This is a genomic window from Streptomyces sp. BR123, assembly GCF_013401435.1.
GTDB lineage: Bacteria > Actinomycetota > Actinomycetes > Streptomycetales > Streptomycetaceae > Streptomyces.
Window position 1 is genome coordinate 1 of sequence record NZ_JACBGN010000142.1, and the last position, 18,051, is coordinate 18,051.

Consider the following 18,051-nt stretch of genomic DNA (forward strand, 5'->3'; position numbering starts at 1 on the left):
CCGCAGACCACCGCCTCCCCGCCGGCAGGGCCGTCCCCCACTGCCGCACCGTCCGGCGGGCCGTCGGACGGGCTGTCGGACACCGGGCTGTACGCCGCCTTCGCCGCGGCTCTCCTGGTCCTGGCCGGCGGCGCCGCACGGCTGTCGGTGCGGCGACGCCGTACGCGGGCGGCCGCCTCCGGCGAACAGCCGGGCCGCCCCTGAGCCGGAACGGCCGGGTACCCCTGAGCCTCCCGTACCGCACGCCGTACGCGGCTGCACGCCACCCCCATTCCCTCCAGGAGAACCAGCCCATGTCCTCATCCACCCCCCGCCGCTCCGTATCGCTCGTGGCGGCCGTCCTCACCGCTGCCGCGCTCGGCGCCACCGTCCTCGCCCTGCCCGCCACGGCCGTGGGCGCCGCGCCCGCCGCCGCCCTTGGCCCGGCTCCCGCCGCCGAAACCCTGAAGATCGTCAACGGCACCCTCGACTGGGGCGTCCTGGCGCGCTACCGGGCGTACGTCACGGACAGGGCCAAGGGCACGATCACCCCGGCCGACGGCGCCGCGGCCAACGCGGACGGCACCTTCCGCTTCACCTCCGCCACCGGTGAGTACGACAAGAACGGCAGTCATGTCGCGACGGCGGCCTTCAAGGGCAGCGTCACCTTCGAATCGACCGCCCACCGCTTCAAGGTGACCCTCGCCAACCTCCGGATCGACACGGGCACGAAGAGGCTCACCGCCGACGTCACCAAGAACGGAACGCTCACCCGCGACGTCCCGCTGGCGGAGGTGGCCTTCTCCGGCTCCGCCATGGACAGGCTCGCCACCACCCTCACCAAGGAGGCCGCCGACCAGCTCGGCTACGACGACTACGCGGGCATGGCCGGCGACCCGCTCACCGCGGACCTCACGTACGGCGATTCCACCCCGCCCTCGCCCTCGCCGTCCGCGCCCTCGCCGTCCGGCTCGACCGCGCCCTCCCCGTCGCCGTCGAACGGCGGGCCCGCCCCGACGCTCGCGCCCTCGCCGGGCGCGAGCTCCCCGGCTCCCTCCGGACCGCAGCAGCTGCTCGGCGGACGGCTCACCTGGGGCGTGAAGGAGTCGTTCCGCACGTACGTGGTGAAGGGCGGCGGCTCCGTCGCCCCGTCCGGCGGCGCGATGGCCGCCGGCAACACCTTCTCCTTCGCCTTCGGCAAGGGCGAACTCGACGCGGCCGAGCAGAAGCTGAACGCCTCCTTCGCGGGCAGCCTCCGCTTCCGGCAGCCCGACCACGAGATCGACATGACCTTCACCAACCTGCGCGTCAATGCCGAGGGCAGGAAGGGCACCCTGTTGCTCGACATCAAGACGCCCGAGGCGACCAAGGCGGACATCCCCTTCGCCACCCTCGACCTGTCCAAGGCCGAGTACCGCACCACCGGCGGCGTGCTCACCCTTGCGTCCGTCCCGGCCGCCTTCACCGCCGAGGGCTCCGCCGCGATCGGCAACTGGAACGCCGCCTACGAAGCGGGCAAGCCCACCGACCCGGTCACCCTGTCGGTCACCGTCGACAAGGACGCCGTCCTGCCCGGCAGCACCCCCACGACCGGCCGGACCGGCGGCACCACGACGGGCGGCACCACGAGCACCGGCACCACCGGCGCCGGCAGCACGGTCGGAGGCGGCACAGGCGGCTCCACCGGCGGGACGCTCGCCGCCACCGGAGCCGGCGTCCCGGCCGGGGCGCTGCTCGCCACCTCCGGCGTGGCCGTCGTGGCCGGCGCAGGTGCCCTGTCCCTCGCCCGCAGGCGGCGTACCGCCCGTTCCTGACCCGGCCGGCCGGGGCTACCCGGGCCGGGTCGAAACGGGGCTGAGCCGGGGCTTAACCGGGCCGTGCTTGAATGCCCGCGTGAACGATCTCGACGTACTCAGGGTCTTCTGCGCGGGCGACGGCCGCTTCGGCAACGTGCTCGGTGTCGTACGCGACGGCCGGACCTGCCCCGACGACGCGTCCCGGCAGGCCCTGGCCGCCGAACTCGGCTACAGCGAGACGGTGTTCGTCGACGACCCCGAGCGCGGGGTCGTCGACATCCGCACCCCCGGCACGCGGATGTCCTTCGCGGGGCATCCGCTGGTCGGCGTCGCCTGGCTGCTGGACATCGAGGAACTGGAGCCGCCGGCCGGCACCGTGCGGGCCCGCTACGACGGGGAGTTCACCTGGATCACGGCCCTGCCCGAATGGGTCGAGGGCAAGCGCACCGAGCAGTACGCCACCCCCGCCGAGGTCGACGCGCTGCCCGCCCCGCCGCCGGGCGAGGGCTGGCTGTACGCGTGGGCCTGGGAGGACGAGGCCGCGGGCCGCATCCGGGCCCGCGGCTTCCCGCGGCGCCCGGACGGGGTCATCGTCGAGGACGAGGCCACCGGCTCGGCGGCGGTCCTGCTGACGGCACAGCTGAACCGCGCCCTGAACATCACCCAGGGCGCGGGGTCGCAGATCCTCACGGCCCCCGGCCCGGACGGCACCGTCGAGATCGGCGGCCGCGTCCGCTTCGGCGCCCCGCCCCAGGCGGGCCCGGCATACGGCCGGATGGGCGGCCCGCTGCGCTGACCGGGCCGGGGACCGAAGGGGAAGGCGGTCGGGCTCAGGCGCTGAGCGGGAACGCCTCGCCCAGCTGCCGGAAGACGGCCCCGTTGTAGTCGAAGGCGCGCTTGCACTCGTCGATGATGCGCTGCTTCTCCAGGTCGTCGGCGGCGATCGCGTCCAGCAGCTCGCGGTAGTGCCGCTTGAACGCCGCCGGGTTGGCGATGTCCGTGAAGACGTAGAACCGGACCCCGTCGCCCTTGCGCTCGAAGCCCCAGGTCCGCTCCGCCTTGTCGCGGATGATCTGGCCGCCGGAGAGGTCGCCCAGGTAGCGGGTGTAGTGGTGGGCGACGTATCCGCCGGGCCAGGTGGCCGCGCACTCGGCGATCCGGGCCGCGTACGCCTCGGTCGCGGGCAGTGCCACCAGCGTCTCGCGCCAGGAGGGGCCGCGCAGGTGCGCCAGGTCGCGCTCGATCTCGGCGACGCGCATCAGCTCGGGCTGTATGAAGGGGCCCGCGACCGGGTCGTCCGCGAGGGACCCGGCCGCGTCCTCCAGGGCCCGGTACACGAACCACAGCTGCTCGGTGTAGCGCGCGTAGGCGTCCACGCCGAGCCGGCCGCCGAGCAGGTCGCTCATGAACGTCGAGGTCTCGGCCTCGGTGTGCTGCTCGTGCGAGGCGACACGGATGACCGTGGAGAAGGCGTCCAAGACAAGACCTCCGTCGGGCGTGGATGCGGGGCACGGCGGCACGGTCGGTCGGCCGCCATGCCCGATCCTCATACTTAGGCTTACCTAAGTCAATGTGTTCCCGACGCGTTGTCGGTAAAACATCCCCGGGGTCGAAACCTCCGTGTCGCGACTCCCTACGGCAGGGTGAGGATGTCGGCGCCCGTGTCCGTCACCACCAGTGTGTGCTCGAACTGCGCGGTCCGCTTCCGGTCCTTCGTGACCACCGTCCAGCCGTCGTCCCACATGTCGTACTCGTGGGTGCCCAGCGTCAGCATCGGCTCGATCGTGAAGGTCATCCCGGGCTGGATCACCGTCGTGGCGTGCGGGCTGTCGTAGTGCGGGATGATCAGACCGGAGTGGAAGGACGAGTTGATGCCGTGCCCCGTGAAGTCCCGGACCACGCCGTAGCCGAAACGCTTCGCGTACGACTCGATGACCCGGCCGATGACGTTGACCTGCCGGCCCGGCTTGACGGCCTTGATGGCGCGGTTCAGCGCCTCCCGCGTCCGCTCCACCAGCAGCCGGGACTCCTCGTCCACGTCCCCGCACAGGTAGGTGGCGTTGTTGTCGCCGTGCACGCCGCCGATGTAGGCGGTGACGTCCAGGTTCACGATGTCGCCGTCGCGCAGCACGGTCGAGTCGGGGATGCCGTGGCAGATGACCTCGTTGATCGAGGCGCACAGGGACTTCGGGAAGCCCCGGTAGCCCAGGGTCGACGGGTAGGCGCCGTGGTCGCACATGTACTCGTGCGCCACGCGGTCCAGCGCGTCGGTGGTCACCCCGGGGGCGATCAGCTTGGCCGCCTCCTCCATCGCCTGCGCGGCGATCCGGCCGGCGATGCGCATGGCCTCGATGATCTCGGCCGACTGCACCTCCGGTCCGGTGTACGGGGTGGGCGCGGGCTTGCCCACGTACTCGGGCCGGCGGATGTTGCCGGGAACGGAACGGGTCGGAGAGAGCTCGCCGGGGACGAGCAGCGACTGGCCAGACATGCAAGCGAGTGTATCCAGCGGGGATGGGGCAGCATGGCGGCAGAGAGAAGCGGAGAACGGCGCGGAACACCGGAGGACCGGCGCAGAGCCGTCGGCGAGAGGAGCCCGAGGACGATGGCCCTGTTCAAGAAGCGTCAGGTGGGCAAACCGGGCGAGTGGTACTACTGCCTGGTGCACCGGAAGGTCGAGGAGGGGCCCGAGTGCCCGGCGAAGGACCGCTTCGGCCCGTACGCCACCCCCGAGGAGGCCTCCCACGCCATGCAGACCGCGCAGGAGCGCAACCTCGAATGGCAGAACGACCCCAGGTGGAACGACAAGTCCCGCGAGGAGGACGAGGACGCGACGGAGACCTGACGGACTCCGCACCCGCCCGGACGGACGGACGGGAGTCCGCCCGGGCGCCCCGCCAGTCCTCTGGCACGCCCCTGTCCGATAGGAAGCGGGAGCGTCACGCACCGCGAGGCAGATGCCTGTTCGATCGCCCCGGACCCGGCATTACGCTCACCTCCATGACCTCCACTGACAGCACACAGAAGCCCGCCGCGAAGGACCCGTGGGACCTGCCGGACGTCTCCGGCCTCGTCGTCGGCGTCCTCGGCGGCACCGGCGACCAGGGCCGCGGCCTGGCCTACCGGCTCGCCAAGGCCGGCCAGAAGGTGATCATCGGCTCGCGCGCCGCCGACCGCGCCGCGCACGCCGCCGCCGAGCTCGGCCTGGGCGTGGAGGGCGCGGACAACGCCGAGTGCGCGCGCCGCAGCGACATCGTGATCATCGCGGTGCCGTGGGAGGGCCACGCCAAGACCCTGGAGGCCCTGCGCGAGGACCTCGCGGGCAAGCTCGTCGTGGACTGCGTCAACCCCCTCGGCTTCGACAAGCAGGGTGCCTACGCCCTCCAGGTCGAGGAGGGCAGCGCCGCCCAGCAGGCCGCCGCCCTCCTCCCGGACTCCCGCGTCACGGCCGCCTTCCACCACCTCTCGGCGGTCCTGCTCCAGGACGAGTCGGTCGAGGAGATCGACACCGACGTCATGGTCCTCGGCGAGTCCCGCGCCGACACCGACATCGTCCAGGCCCTGGCCGGCCGCATCCCCGGCATGCGCGGAGTCTTCGCCGGCCGCCTGCGGGGCGCCCACCAGGTCGAGTCCCTGGTCGCCAACCTCATCTCCGCCAACCGCCGCTACAAGGCCCACGCGGGCCTCCGCATCACCGACGTCTGACCCGTCTGACCCTTGCCGCCGCCCGGGCGGGTGTGTTCGCCGGGTGCCTTTACGGGGGCACTGCGGGGCATGGGGGACACTGGAGTGGCTCGACCCCACCCGTGCCGCCGAGGAGCCGTACCCCATGCCCCGCCTTGCCGTTTTCGCCATCGTCGTCTGCATCCTCTCCGTGGCGGCGGCCGTGGTCGCCTTCGTGGAGGGCAGCTTCCTGGGCATCGTGTGGGTGCTGCTCGCCGGCCTCACGTCCAACATGGCCTGGTACTACGTGCGCAAGGACAAGGCCCGCAAGGCCTCCGGCTCCGCCGGCTAGGAAGAAGCGGAGCACCTGGGCGGCCCGGAGACCGAGGAGCAGCTCCACCGCCGCCACCGGCGGTACGCCGACTCGCGCCGACCGCACGGCGGGCGGGGGCCGGCTCGACCTGCGGCAGGGCCCGGGCCCGAAGCAGGACCAGTCGTGGACTACTCGGCCTGGGGGACGGCGCACAGGCCGTCCGTCTCCTGCCAGAAGCGGTACAGGCCGTGCCCGCAGTACGTCTCCACGTCGGAGACGCCCAGCGCGGACAGCACGCCCTCGACCGCGCCGAAGAAGGCCGCGTTGACCGCCGGGACCCACAGCAGTGCGAACACCGCGATCAGGCCGAACGGCGCCAGCGGCGCCACCTCGCGGCGCACCCGGTACGACAGCCAGGGCTCGATGATGCCGTAGCCGTCGAGGCCGGGTACCGGCAGGAAGTTCAGGATCGCCGCGGAGACCTGCAGCAACGCGAGGAAGGCCAGGGCGAAGCGGAACGCGAGCGGGACGCCGTCCACGGCGCCCAGCCAGAAGGGCGCGGTACAGACGGCCGCGAACACCACGTTCGTCAGCGGGCCCGCCGCCGAGATCAGGCTGTGCTTCCAGCGGCCCTGCACCCGGTCCCGCTCGATGTACACCGCCCCGCCCGGCAGGCCCAGACCGCCCAGGATCACGAAGATCACAGGCAGGACGATGCTCAGCAGTGCGTGCGTGTACTTGAGGGGGTTCAGCGTCAGGTAGCCCTTCGCGCCGACCGTGAGGTCGCCGCCGTGCAGCGCGGTGCGGGCGTGCGCGTACTCGTGCAGGCAGAGCGAGACGATCCACGCCGACGTGACGAAGAGGAAGACGGCCAGGCCCGCGCTCGACGAGTACCCCGTCCACACCGCCCACCCCGTGACGGCCATGATCGCGGCGATGCCGAGGAAAACGGAACTGACCTGCCGGTCGCTGCGCGTGCTCTGATGACCCATGCGGCGAAACCTACCCGGCCAGGGGGCCGTACGGGATACCGGTCCGGGGACAATGGGCCGGTGCGCTACGCGATCCTCGGCACCATCCAGGCCACCCGCGACGACGGGACCCCCGTCGTCGTCGGCGGCGCGCGCCTGCGCGCCCTGCTGACCGCGCTCGCGCTGCAGCCGGGGCGGGCGGTGCCGGCCGACCTGCTCGTGGCCGAGGTGTGGGACGGCGACCGGCCGGCCGACGCGTACGCCGCCCTCCAGGCGCTGGTCGCCCGACTGCGCAGGGCGCTGGGCCACGAGGCCGTGCGGTCGGCGGAGGGCGGGTACCGCCTCGCCGCCGCGCGCGAGGACGTCGACCTGTACCGCTTCGAACGGCTGGTCCGGTCCGCCGCGGCCGCCGCGGACACGGACCCGGCGCGGGCGGCCGCCCTGTTCGACGAGGCCCTCGCGCTGTGGCGCGGCCCGGCGCTCGCCGACCTCCCGGACCCGGGGGCGGAAGCCGCGCGGTGGGAGGCCGTACGGAGGGACGCGCTCCGGGGGCGGCTCGCCGCGGCCCTCGACCTCGGGGAGGCGGCCCGCGTCCTGCCGGAGCTCGCCGCGCTGTGCGCGCAGCACCCGCTGGACGAGCCCCTGCAGGTGCTCCGGATCCGGGCGCTTCGGGACTCCGGGCGCGCGGCCGAGGCCCTGGCCGCCTATGCGGAGGTCCGGCAGGACCTCGCCGACCGGCTCGGCGCCGACCCCGGTCCTGCCCTGCGCAGCCTCCACGCCGAGTTGCTGGCCCCGTCCGGCGTGCCGGCCGCTGCCGCGTCCGGCGCTGCCCGGCCCGCTGCCGCGTCCGGCGCCCCGTCCGGCGTCCCGTCCGCCGACCGCAGCGCCGACCCCTCGGGCGTCCTGCTCCCGGCCTCCGGCGCCGGCCCCGCGCGGGAGCCCGCCGCGGGATCCTCCCCCGGGCCCGCCACCCGCTCCGGCCACCCGGTCGCCCTGGGGCAGGACTCCGCCCGGCCCACGGCGACTCCGTCCGCACGGCCCCCGGGTGACGGCCCCACCGGGCCGCGGGGCCGGGGGAACCTGCGGGCGCGGCTGACCACCTTCGTCGGGCGGGAGGAGGACATCCGGGCCATCGGCGCGGACCTCGGGCAGGCGCGCCTGGTCACCCTGCTCGGGCCCGGCGGGGCCGGCAAGACCCGGCTGTCGCAGGAGGCCGCCGAGGCGCACGCCCCGGCCGACTGCTGGCCGGACGGCGTGTGGTTCGCGGAGCTCGCCCCCGTGGACGATCCGGACGATGTCGCCGAGGCCGTGCTCACCGCCCTCGGGGCCCGCGAGACCAAGCTGCGCGGCGCCTCCGCCGAGGAGCTGCGGGCACTGACCGAACGCGTCGGCGACAACCCGCTCGACCGGCTCACCGAGCACTGCGCCCGGCTCCGGCTCCTGCTGATCCTGGACAACTGCGAGCACATCGTCGGCGCGGCCGCCGAACTCGCCGAGCAGCTCCTCACCCACTGCCCCGGCGTGCGGATCCTGGCCACCAGCCGCGAACCCCTCGGCGTCCCCGGCGAGTTCCTGCGCCCGGTGGAGCCGCTGCCCGACCCGGTCGCGCTGCGGCTGCTCGGCGACCGCGGCGCCGCCGCCCGACCCGGGTTCACCACCGGCGACGATCCGGAGGCCGCCGCCGAGATCTGCCGCCGCCTCGACGGTCTGCCGCTGGCGATCGAGCTGGCCGCGGCCCGGCTCCGGCTGCTCACGCCCCGCCAGATCGCGGACCGGCTGGACGACCGGTTCCGGCTGCTGACCAGCGGCGCCCGGACCGTTCTGCCCCGCCAGCAGACCCTGCGCGCGGTCGTCGACTGGTCCTGGGACCTGCTGGACGAGCCGGAGCGAACCGTCCTCGCCCGGCTGTCCGTGTTCGCCGGCGGCTGCGACCTGGCCGCCGCCGAAGCCGTCTGCGCCGGCAGCACGGAAGGCGCATCCGATGTCGCCCTGCTCCTCGGCTCCCTCGTCGACAAGTCCCTCGTCACCGCCGCCCCCACCCCCGACGGCATGCGCTACCGGCTCCTGGAGACCGTCGCCGAGTACGCCGGCGAGCGGCTGGACGAGGTCCCCGGCGACCGGGTGGCCACCGAGCGGCGCCACCTCGTCCACTACCGGGAACTCGCCCGCACCGCCGAGCCGCTGCTCCGCGGCCGCGGCCAGCGCGCCGCCGCCGCACGCCTCGCCACCGAGTACGAGAACCTCCGCACCGCCCTGCGCAGGGCCGTCGCCGCCCGCGACACCGACGAGGTGCTGTGCCTGGTGCACTCCCTCGTCTGGTACTGGCAGATGCACGACCTGCGCGCCGAGTCCCGGCACTGGGCGAACGCCGCCGGCGCCCTCGGCCCGGACCCCTTCCAGCCGCCCGTCACCCCTGCCGAGCCGGTGTACGAGCGCGTCGTGGACACGCCCCCGCCGTACAGCGGCGAGCGGCTCACCGAGGCCTGGCGCGGCATCCGCTTGGTCCAGCTCGCCGCCCGCGACCAGAGCAAAGAGAGCTGGACCTCCCCGGAGGTCCGGCACCAGATCGAGGGGATCCTCGCCGCGTACCGGCCCGGCATGCCGCAGACCTGCCACGCCCCCGGCGCGCTGTGGGTCTACGCCGTGATGCTGTCCGGTGACGCGGACCTGCTCCAGCAGGTCGTCGACGCCATCGTCGACACCGCCCGCGCGCTGGACTACCGCTGGGAGCTGGCCGGGGCCCTCCAGATGCGCGCCAACATCCTCGCGAGCCGAGCCTCCTGTGCGGGCGACGCGGTCCGCGACGCCGAGGAGAGCCTGGCCCTGTTCACCGAGCTGGGCGATGACTGGGGCTGCGCGGAGGCCCTGTCCGCGCGCGCCGAGGCCCACGAGAAGCGCGGCCGGCACGAGTCCGCCGCCGAGGACTTCCGTTCCGCGATCGAGTACGCCGAGCGGCTCGGAGCCTCCTCCCAGGTCACGGTGCTGCGCGTGCGGATGGCCGGGGTCCTGCTGGAGAGCGGCCGGGCCGCCGACGCCGAGGAGCTGCTCACCGAGGTCCTGCGCACCCACCACGCGTACGGCAACGAGGCCCTGCCCGCCGCCCGCATGTTCCTTGCCTCCTGCTACGGGCGCAGCGGCCGCATCCCCGAGGGCCGCGCCCAGCTGCAGCGGCTGCGCGAAGAGTTCGCCTTCGGCGCGTACGCCATCTTCGACGGGTTCCTGCTGGGCATCATGGCCTGGCTGGAGAACCAGGACGGCCGGCCCGAGGAGGCGCTGGTGCTGCTCCGGGAGGCCATGGGCACCGCCGCCCAGGACCCGCTCGCCCTGATGGTCGCCCCGCAGATGCCCGCCGTGTACCTGATGACGGCGGCCCGTTCCCGGGCGGCCCTGGGCGGGCCCGGGCAGGCGTACGACGCTGCGCGGCTGCTGGGCGCGTACCGGGCCCTGCTGCCCGCGGGCCACTTCCCGGTCAGCATCGAGCGGGAGGACTCCGCCCTGGCCGAGGAGCTGTCCCGGGCGGTCCTCGGCGACGCCGCCTACGAAGCGGCGTACGCCGAAGGCGGCGGCCTCACCCTGGAGGAGGCCACCGCCCTCGTCTGACCCGGCCCCCCGAGCGGGGCCCGTCCGGGACGCGATCCGGAGCGGACCGTCCGACCGGATCAGGTCTTCTTGCGGAACTTCGCGACCGCCAGCGGCGCCGTGGCCGCGGTGATCACCACGGCCCAGCCCAGCGTCATCCACACCGAGTGGGCGACCGGGCCGCCGTTGATGAGGTTGCGGGCCGCATCGGCCAGGTTGGACAGCGGGTTGTAGTCCGTGAAGGACTGCAGCCAGCCGGGCATCGAGGACGGCGGGCTGAAGATGGAGCTGCCGAACTGGAGCGGCATCAGCACCAGCATCGCCACCCCCTGGACGCCCTGGGCCGTCTTCATGGTCAGGCCGAGCAGGATGAAGATCCACATCAGCGAGGCGCCGAAGACCATCGACAGGCCGACCGCGGCCAGCAGGTCCAGCACCGAGGTCTTGATCTCCAGACCCAGCAGGAAGCCCATGCCGAGGAGGATCGCGGTGGCCACCAGCATCCGGCCGATCTCGACCACGATCTTGGCGATGAGGACCGAGGAGCGGGCGATCGGCATGGACCGGAAGCGGTCCATGACGCCCTTCTTGAAGTCCTCGTTGACGCCCGTGCCCACCGCCATGGCGATGTTCAGGCCCGTCATCGCCATCATGCCCGGGAGCAGGTAGTTGACGTAGGCGTCCTGGTTGCCCTGGCCCGCGATCGCGCCGCCGAAGACGTACGTGAACAGCAGGATGAAGACGATCGGCATCAGCACGACCTCGAACACCGACTCCGGATTCGCCTTGATCTGGAGGGCGTTGCGGCGCGACAGGGCGCCGATGTGCCGCAGGTTGCCGCGCAGGCCGATCCGGCCCTCCCCGGAGTGCGCCGACTTCGGCGCGGGTGTTCCGGCGGCCGCGTCGCGGGCCGGGGCGGTAGTCGTCGTGCTCATGCCGCGACCTCCTCGGTCGTGCCGGTGGGAACGGAGTCCGCAGGGGACGTGGCCGGGTGGCCGGTGATGGAGAGGAACACCTCGTCCAGGCTGGGCAGGTACGTGCCCAGATCGGCGATGGCGCAGCCGCGGGCCGCGAGCAGCCCGACCACCGCCGTCAGCTGCTCGTCGCTGAGGATCGGGACCAGCAGCACGCCCTCGTCGGGCACGGCCTGGGAGCCGGCGACGCCGTCGAGGCCCGCCTCGGCCAGGGACCGGGCCATGCCGGGCAGTTCCGCCGGGTCCACCGGACGGATCCGCAGGGTGCGGCCGCCGACCCGGGCCTTCAGCTCGTCGACCTTGCCGTTGGCGATGACCTTGCCGCGGTCGATGACCGTCAGCTCGCTCGCCAGCTGCTCGGCCTCCTCCATGTACTGGGTGGTGAGCAGGACGGTCGCGCCCTCGGCCACCAGCCGCTGCACCTCGTCCCACACCTCGTTGCGGGTGCGCGGGTCCAGGCCGGTGGTCGGCTCGTCCAGGTAGAGCACGGCCGGGTTCCCGATCAGGGAGGCCGCGAGGTCCAGGCGGCGGCGCATGCCGCCGGAGTACATCCCGGCGACCTTCTTCGCCGCGTCGGTCAGCGAGAACCGCTCCAGCATCTCGTCGGCGCGGCGGCGGGCGTCCTTGCGGGACAGGTCGAGCAGCCTGCCGATCATGTAGAGGTTCTCCCAGCCGGACAGCCGCTCGTCGACCGAGGCGTACTGGCCGGTGAGGCCTATGGTGCGGCGCAGCTGCCGCGGCTGGTGGACCACGTCGTAGCCGGCGACCCGGGCGGTTCCGGCGTCGGGGACGAGGAGGGTGGACAGGCAGCGCACCAGGGTGGTCTTGCCGGCGCCGTTGGGGCCGAGGACCCCGAGGACCGTGCCCTCGCGGACGTCCAGGTCGACACCGTCGAGGGCCTTGGTCTCGCCGAAGTGCTTGACCAGTCCCCGCACCTCCACGGCGTTCCCGCCGCTCTGGGGATTCTTGTCGTTTCGCGTCATGCCCCTATCGGACCAGCCGCCGCCGACAAAGCACCGACAGCCGACCGACAGCCGACCGACAACCCGTTGGCCGCACCGGCAACGCACCGACAACGCACCGGCAACGCACCGGCAACGCACCTGCAAACGCAGGACAGCGGGCCGGCAGGCCCGCCGGGACGGCGGCAGCCCGCCGGCCCGGAGGGGGGCGACGGGCTGCCGGTTCGGTCGTGCCGAGCCGTTGGGGTCGGTGGGGCGGTGGGCCCGCGGCGTCAGTGGAAGCTGTGCTGCTCCTGGGGGAACGTTCCGCCGACGACGTCCTCGGCGAACGCCTTCGCCGCGTCCGTCATGGTCGCGCGCAGGTTCGCGTACTGCTTCACGAACTTCGGCATCTTCCCGCCGGTCAGGCCCATCATGTCGGTCCACACCAGCACCTGCGCGTCGCAGTCCGCTCCCGCGCCGATGCCGACCGTCGGGATGTGCAGCGACCGGGTGACCTCGGCGGCCAGTTCGGCCGGTACGAGTTCCAGGACCACCGCGAAGGCCCCCGCGTCCTGTGCCGCCTTGGCGTCGCGGAGCAGCTGGTGCGCGGCCTCGTCGCCGCGGCCCTGGACCCGGTAGCCCATGGCGTTGACGGACTGCGGGGTCAGGCCCAGGTGGGACATGACCGGGATGCCGGACTGCACGATCAGCTCGGTCTGGCGCAGCGAGCGCTCGCCGCCCTCCAGCTTCACGGCGCCGACACCGGCCTCCTTCACGAGCCGGGTGGCACTGCGCAGCGCCTGGACGGCGCCTTCCTGGTACGAGCCGAAGGGCAGGTCACCGATGACCATCGCCCGCCGGGTGCCGCGGACGACGGCCGCGGACAGCAGCGTCATCTCGTCCATCGTCACCGGGACGGTGTTCTCGTAGCCGAGGTGACAGTTGCCCATCGAGTCGCCGACGAGGATGACCGGGATGCCGGCCTCGTCGAACACGGACGCGGTCATCGCGTCGTAGGCGGTGAGCATGGGCCACTTCTCCCCGCGCTCCTTGGCGAGCGTCAGGTCGCGGACGGTGATCCGCCGGGTGCCCGTGCCTCCGTACAGGGTGGCGGAGGCGGCTTCGCGGGCAGGCGAAACGGCATGCGTCATTGCAACTGCTCCTTGATGTCATCTCGAGGCGCCCTCACGGCGTCCCCGGACTCACCCCCATGGTGGCACCTGCCCGGCCGGGCGCGAAAGTGGAGGGAGCGGCCGTCCCGTCACACCTCACCGGGAGGCGCGCACTGCGGGTGTCGCCCGGGCGTCCGCAAGGTGCGAAGGGGGCGCGCGGACCGAATGTGCGCGTTTCGTGACAACCGGAACCCGGGGCGTATGGCCGTTCGTCCTCCCGGACGTACGGCCGGATCAACGGCACGGAAGTCTGCGTCCATCGCCTAGGGTCATGGTGGGGGGACGGAGCGCGAGCACGGCAGCGAGGGCAGTGGCATGGCACAGGCGTACATGGCGGAGACGGGAAACGGCGGCTCGGAGCCCGAGCCCCGCGGATCCCGCCTCCGCCGCCGCGTGGCCGAGCTGCGGCGCGATCCGGGCATCTGGCGGCGGGGGGTGGTGATCGCGGCGCTCGCCGGGCTGCTGGCGCTCGTCATGATCCTCCATGCGGAGCTGCCCAACAGCGTCGGCAACCTGGGCAGCCTCACCGAGACCTTCCTGCCCTGGCTGGGCGTGTTCGTTCCGCTGCTGCTCGCCGCCGCGGTCGTGCGCAAGTCCGCCACGGCGCTGATCGCGATACTGTTGACGGCCGTCGTCTGGGTGAACCTCTTCGGCGGCCTGGTCACCGACAAGTCCGGCACCGGCGGCAACCTGACGGTCGCCGCCCACAACGTCGACGCCGACAACCCCGACCCGCGCGGTACGGCCCGCTCGGTGGCCAAGGCCGGAGCCGACGTCCTGGCCCTGACCGAGCTCAAGGGCAGCGCCGTCCCCGCCTACGAGCAGGCGCTGGCGGGCACGTACAAATACCACGCCGTGGAGGGCACCGTCGGCGTGTGGAGCAAGTACCCGCTGAGCTCCGGCAAGCCCGTCGACATCAGGCTGGGCTGGACCCGGGCCATGCGCACCACCGTCGAGACCCCGCAGGGACAGGTCGCCGTGTTCGTGGCCCACCTGCCCTCCGTCCGGGTCAAGCTGAACGCCGGCTTCACCGCCAACCAGCGGGACAAGAGCGCCGACGCGCTGGGTGCCGCGCTCGCCGCCGAGCCGCTGCGGAAGGTCATCCTGCTCGGCGACCTCAACGGCACCATGAACGACCGCTCCCTGTCCGAGGTCACCTCGCAGATGCGCTCCACCCAGGGCGCGGCGGGCGACGGCTTCGGCTTCAGCTGGCCGGCCCCGTTCCCGATGGCCCGGATCGACCAGATCATGGTCCGCGGGATGAAGCCGGAAGCCTCCTGGACCCTGCCGCAGACCGGCAGCGACCACCTGCCGGTCGCGGCCCGGGTGACGGTGACGAAGTAGCGGCTGCTGCCCGCCGCGCGGGCGGCTGCGTCAGGCGTGCTCGCGCCAGCCGTTGGTGATGGGCAGGCGGCGGTCCTTGCCGAAGCCCTTCGCGGAGATCTTCGTGCCCGGCGGGTACTGGCGGCGCTTGTACTCGGCGGTGTCCACCATCCGCAGGGTCCGGGCCACGAGTTCCCGGTCGAACCCGGCCGCGACGATCGCCTCGATGCCCTGGTCGCGGTCCACGTACAGCTCCAGGATCGCGTCCAGCACCGGATAGTCCGGCAGCGAGTCCGTGTCCACCTGGCCCGGGCGCAGTTCGGCGCTCGGCGGCTTCACGATCGAGTTCTCCGGGATGGGCAGGGTCTCCCCGCGCTCGGCCGCGGCCCGGTTGCGGTACCGGGCGAGCCGGAACACGTCCGACTTGTACACGTCCTTGATCGGGCCGTACGCGCCGACCGAATCGCCGTACAGGGTGGAGTAGCCGACGGCCAGCTCCGACTTGTTGCCGGGGGCGAGGACGATGTGGCCCTCCTGGTTGGACACCGCCATCAGCAGGGTGCCGCGCAGCCGGGACTGGAGGTTCTCCTCGGCCAGGCCGGTCAGGCCCAGCGACCCCATGTACGCGTCGAACATCGGCTCGATCGGCACCGTGCGGAGGTTCAGGCCGGTGCGGCGGGCCAGTTCGGCCGCGTCGCCCCTGGAGTGCTCCGACGAGTACTTCGAGGGCATCGAGATGCCGTGCACGTTCTGCGCGCCGATCGCGTCGCAGGCGATCGCGGCGACGAGCGCCGAGTCGATGCCGCCGGAGAGCCCGATCAGGACGGAGCGGAATCCGTTCTTCTTGACGTACGCGCGCAGGCCCACCACCAGCGCGTCGTACACCTCCTCGTCGTCGTCGAGGCGGTCGGCGCAACCGCCGGGGACGGTCGGCTCGTACGGCTCGACCGGCTCCTCGGACAGGATCACCCGGTCGATCCGCAGCCCGTCGTCGACGATTCCCTCGGGGGCTTCGGCCGACGCCGCGGGCAGGTCGAGGTCGATCAGGACGCAGCCCTCGGAGAACTGCGGGGCGCGGGCGATGACCCGGCCGTCCGCGCCGACGACGATGGAGTCGCCGTCGAAGACGAGCTCGTCCTGGCCGCCGATCATCGCGAGGTAGGCCAGGGTGCAGCCGGCCTCCTGGGCCCGCTTCTGCACCAGTTCGAGGCGGACGTCGTCCTTCTTGCGCTCGTACGGGGAGGCGTTGACGGAGATCAGCAGGCCGGCCCCGGCCGAGCGGGTGGCGGGCACCCGGCCGCCCTCCTGCCACAGGTCCTCGCAGATCGCCAGGGCCACGTCGACGCCGTGGACGCGGATCACCGGTTGCGTGTCGCCGGGTACGAAGTAGCGGAACTCGTCGAACACGCCGTAGTTGGGAAGGTGGTGCTTGGCGAACCGGAGCACCACCTCGCCGCGGTGCAGGACGGCGGCCGCGTTCTCGGGGGAGCCGGCGGGCAGGCCCAGGCGCGGGGCGGCCCGCTCGGAGCGGTCGAGGTAGCCGACGATGACCGGCACCTCGCCCAGGCCCTCGGCCGCCAGCCGCTCGGCCAGCCCGACCAGGGCGGCGCGGGAGGCCTCGACGAAGGAGGCGCGCAGGGCGAGGTCCTCGACGGGGTACCCGGTCAGCATCATCTCGGGGAACGCCACGAGGTGGGCTCCCTGCTCGGCGGAGTGCCGGGTCCAGTGGACGACGGAGTCGGCGTTGGCGGAGACGTTGCCGACGTGCGAGTCGATCTGATTGAGAGCGAGGCGTAGTTGAGGCACGGGCCCCAGTGTAATCGTCTTTCTGACGCGATGTCCTGGAAGCCCCGTGCCGCAAGGGTTCCGGCGGCTCTGCGGCTCTGCGGCTCTGCGGGTGTGCGGGTGTGCGTCGCGGCGGCTGCCGACGGCTGCCGGATCAGCCGATCGGGCCTGCGAACTTCGCGCCGGGCATCAGAATGCCGGGAGAGATCGAGGCGCTGAGGCTGGTCGTGCCCTCGGGCACCTCGTAGGTGATGATCCCGCCGGCGGACTGGCCGGGCAGGATGTCGCCGCGGATGAACCTGGGCATCTCGCTGCCGTCGAAGGCGAGCGGGGCGGTCATGCCCTTGTCGTCGCGGACCTCGGGCACGGCGCGGATGACGTTGTGGTTCTCGGCGGAGCCGTTGGTGATGGTCACCGTGATCTGCACCGCGTTGCGGACGGTCGAGTACCTGTTCTTCGACACGTACTCCTTCGGGGCGGAGAGGCTGACCTTGATGCCGTTCGGGTAGGTGTACGTCTCGCCGAACGGGAGCGGCGTGGTCATGCCGGGGCCCGTGGGCGGCGCGGAGCGCGACGGCTTCGGCGCGGGGAGCCCGGGGATCGCGGACGGGTTCGGCGGCCAGGGCTCGTCGGCGCCGAGGTCGTGGTCGTCGTCCCGGCCGGGTTCGTCGAAGCGGGACTCGGCGGCCTCGTCGGCGAGGCGGTCGATCACGTTCTGGGTGACGAAGTAGCCGCCGACGGAGGCGGCGATGCCCAGTACGCCGAGGACGGTGCCGATGACCGACATCGTCTTGCGGCCGGCGCCGTCCGATGCGCGGTTGACGGCGCCGATGCCGAGGCCGACGGCGGTCACACCGAGGATCGCGCCGAGCCAGAAGACGAACGGGATCGGGCCGAGGGGCAGGGAGACGAGGCCGACGACGAGGGCGGCGACGGCCAGGCCGTTGGTGACGGGGGCGGGCTGCCGGAACCAGGCACCGCCGGCAGCGTGCGCTGCCCACGGTCCGGCCTGTGGCGGCGCGTACCCGCCGGGGACGCCGTATCCGGGCACGGTCGAGGTGTCGGGGAAGGGCGCCGCAAAGCCGTGCTGGGCGATGTGGGCCGCAGTCGGGGCGGATCCCGGAGCCGGCGCGGCCCGGGCATCGGGCGCCGGCGCTGCAGCGGCCGGGGCGGGCCCGGAGGCCGGGGCGGCCGGAACCTCGGCGGTGGCCACGACGGGCGCCGCCTCCAGGGCGGGCTCCGCAGCCGGGGCCGGCTCCGGTGCCGAGGCCGGCTCCGGTGCCGGGGCCGCGGCGGCAGCCGGGGCGGTGACCCCGGCCGCGGCGGGCTGCGGGTCGGCGGCCGAGGGGGCTTGCGGGGTTGCCCCGGGCTGCGGTTCCGGTTCCGGGGCCTTGGTGAGCGACAGCGGGGTGGGCTCGGCGTGCTCCGCCTGCTCCGGGGCCGCCGCGGGCTCGGGGGTCGCGTCGTCCGCCGGGGTGTCCGCGGACTTGTCCGGCGACAGTGCGGGCGTCGGGGCCGCCTCCGGCCGGGGTACGGGGGCGCCCTCGGGCTC

Annotated in this window: 15 protein-coding genes and 1 pseudogene; 8 read left to right on the forward strand and 8 right to left on the reverse strand. The window is 73.3% G+C overall.

Annotated elements, in window-relative coordinates:
- From HYE82_RS21325 to HYE82_RS21335, 3 genes and pseudogenes are all read left to right on the forward strand, one after another.
- A pseudogene (locus HYE82_RS21325) lies at positions 1-204 on the forward strand (Htaa domain protein); the annotation flags it as partial.
- Between the two features lie 89 nt (positions 205-293).
- Entirely contained in the window at positions 294-1,793 is a 1,500-nt protein-coding gene (locus HYE82_RS21330) for an HtaA domain-containing protein (RefSeq protein WP_179175728.1), read from the forward strand.
- Between the two features lie 79 nt (positions 1,794-1,872).
- Entirely contained in the window at positions 1,873-2,571 is a 699-nt protein-coding gene (locus HYE82_RS21335) for a PhzF family phenazine biosynthesis protein (RefSeq protein ID WP_179175729.1), read from the forward strand.
- A 34-nt stretch (positions 2,572-2,605) separates the two neighbouring features.
- On the opposite strand, the gene HYE82_RS21340 is transcribed toward HYE82_RS21335, so the two are convergent.
- Together HYE82_RS21340 and map are read right to left on the reverse strand one after the other, a co-directional pair.
- Positions 2,606-3,253, reverse strand: a complete 648-nt coding sequence (locus HYE82_RS21340) for a heme oxygenase (biliverdin-producing) (RefSeq protein WP_179175730.1) — start codon at positions 3,251-3,253, stop codon at positions 2,606-2,608.
- 155 nt (positions 3,254-3,408) lie between these two features.
- Positions 3,409-4,266: a type I methionyl aminopeptidase gene (map, locus tag HYE82_RS21345; protein ID WP_179175731.1), complete on the reverse strand. Its 858-nt coding sequence runs from the start codon at positions 4,264-4,266 to the stop codon at positions 3,409-3,411.
- A 114-nt stretch (positions 4,267-4,380) separates the two neighbouring features.
- Between map and HYE82_RS21350 the strand changes: the two genes are divergently transcribed.
- From HYE82_RS21350 to HYE82_RS21360, 3 genes are all read left to right on the forward strand, one after another.
- Positions 4,381-4,620, forward strand: coding sequence for a hypothetical protein (locus HYE82_RS21350; RefSeq protein WP_179175732.1), 240 nt, complete (start codon positions 4,381-4,383; stop codon positions 4,618-4,620).
- Between the two features lie 155 nt (positions 4,621-4,775).
- Positions 4,776-5,480, forward strand: coding sequence for an NADPH-dependent F420 reductase (npdG, locus tag HYE82_RS21355; protein WP_179175733.1), 705 nt, complete (start codon positions 4,776-4,778; stop codon positions 5,478-5,480).
- 124 nt (positions 5,481-5,604) lie between these two features.
- Positions 5,605-5,790 carry a hypothetical protein gene (locus HYE82_RS21360; protein WP_179175734.1) on the forward strand — a complete coding sequence of 62 codons (186 nt, stop codon included), beginning with the start codon at positions 5,605-5,607 and terminating at the stop codon, positions 5,788-5,790.
- A 149-nt stretch (positions 5,791-5,939) separates the two neighbouring features.
- Here HYE82_RS21360 and HYE82_RS21365 read toward each other — a convergent pair whose 3' ends face one another.
- Positions 5,940-6,743 carry a site-2 protease family protein gene (locus HYE82_RS21365; RefSeq protein WP_179175735.1) on the reverse strand — a complete coding sequence of 268 codons (804 nt, stop codon included), beginning with the start codon at positions 6,741-6,743 and terminating at the stop codon, positions 5,940-5,942.
- On the opposite strand from HYE82_RS21365, the gene HYE82_RS21370 reads away from it, so the two are divergent.
- Entirely contained in the window at positions 6,735-10,322 is a 3,588-nt protein-coding gene (locus HYE82_RS21370) for a BTAD domain-containing putative transcriptional regulator (protein ID WP_179175736.1), read from the forward strand. The genes HYE82_RS21365 and HYE82_RS21370 overlap by 9 nt on opposite strands.
- Before the next feature lie 59 nt (positions 10,323-10,381).
- On the opposite strand, the gene HYE82_RS21375 is transcribed toward HYE82_RS21370, so the two are convergent.
- From HYE82_RS21375 to panB, 3 genes are all read right to left on the reverse strand, one after another.
- Entirely contained in the window at positions 10,382-11,236 is an 855-nt protein-coding gene (locus HYE82_RS21375) for an ABC transporter permease (RefSeq protein WP_179175737.1), read from the reverse strand.
- Complete coding sequence (locus HYE82_RS21380; protein ID WP_179175738.1) at positions 11,233-12,258, reverse strand: ATP-binding cassette domain-containing protein; 1,026 nt, start codon at positions 12,256-12,258, stop codon at positions 11,233-11,235. The genes HYE82_RS21375 and HYE82_RS21380 overlap by 4 nt, the downstream gene beginning before the upstream one ends.
- A gap of 251 nt (positions 12,259-12,509) precedes the next feature.
- Positions 12,510-13,370 carry a 3-methyl-2-oxobutanoate hydroxymethyltransferase gene (gene panB, locus HYE82_RS21385; RefSeq protein ID WP_179175739.1) on the reverse strand — a complete coding sequence of 287 codons (861 nt, stop codon included), beginning with the start codon at positions 13,368-13,370 and terminating at the stop codon, positions 12,510-12,512.
- 336 nt (positions 13,371-13,706) lie between these two features.
- Between panB and HYE82_RS21390 the strand changes: the two genes are divergently transcribed.
- Positions 13,707-14,735 (forward strand): endonuclease/exonuclease/phosphatase family protein, encoded by a 1,029-nt coding sequence (locus HYE82_RS21390; RefSeq protein ID WP_179175740.1) that lies wholly within the window; start codon positions 13,707-13,709, stop codon positions 14,733-14,735.
- 30 nt (positions 14,736-14,765) lie between these two features.
- Here the strand turns inward: HYE82_RS21390 and HYE82_RS21395 are convergent, their stop codons facing one another.
- On the reverse strand, positions 14,766-16,520 hold the full coding sequence (locus HYE82_RS21395) for an NAD+ synthase (protein ID WP_179175741.1): 1,755 nt from the start codon (positions 16,518-16,520) through the stop codon (positions 14,766-14,768).
- A gap of 133 nt (positions 16,521-16,653) precedes the next feature.
- On the reverse strand, positions 16,654-18,051 hold a 1,398-nt coding region (locus tag HYE82_RS21400), incomplete at its 5' end, for a DUF4190 domain-containing protein (RefSeq protein WP_179175742.1).

Coding starts and splice junctions, on each gene's coding strand:
- HYE82_RS21330 (WP_179175728.1), top strand. CDS start 294: ATGTCCTCATCCACCCCCCGCCGCTCCGTATCGCTCGTGGCGGCCGTC.
- map (WP_179175731.1), bottom strand. CDS start 4,266: ATGTCTGGCCAGTCGCTGCTCGTCCCCGGCGAGCTCTCTCCGACCCGT.
- HYE82_RS21350 (WP_179175732.1), top strand. CDS start 4,381: ATGGCCCTGTTCAAGAAGCGTCAGGTGGGCAAACCGGGCGAGTGGTAC.
- npdG (WP_179175733.1), top strand. CDS start 4,776: ATGACCTCCACTGACAGCACACAGAAGCCCGCCGCGAAGGACCCGTGG.
- HYE82_RS21360 (WP_179175734.1), top strand. CDS start 5,605: ATGCCCCGCCTTGCCGTTTTCGCCATCGTCGTCTGCATCCTCTCCGTG.
- HYE82_RS21370 (WP_179175736.1), top strand. CDS start 6,735: ATGACCCATGCGGCGAAACCTACCCGGCCAGGGGGCCGTACGGGATAC.
- HYE82_RS21365 (WP_179175735.1), bottom strand. CDS start 6,743: ATGGGTCATCAGAGCACGCGCAGCGACCGGCAGGTCAGTTCCGTTTTC.
- HYE82_RS21375 (WP_179175737.1), bottom strand. CDS start 11,236: ATGAGCACGACGACTACCGCCCCGGCCCGCGACGCGGCCGCCGGAACA.
- HYE82_RS21380 (WP_179175738.1), bottom strand. CDS start 12,258: ATGACGCGAAACGACAAGAATCCCCAGAGCGGCGGGAACGCCGTGGAG.
- panB (WP_179175739.1), bottom strand. CDS start 13,370: ATGACGCATGCCGTTTCGCCTGCCCGCGAAGCCGCCTCCGCCACCCTG.
- HYE82_RS21390 (WP_179175740.1), top strand. CDS start 13,707: ATGGCACAGGCGTACATGGCGGAGACGGGAAACGGCGGCTCGGAGCCC.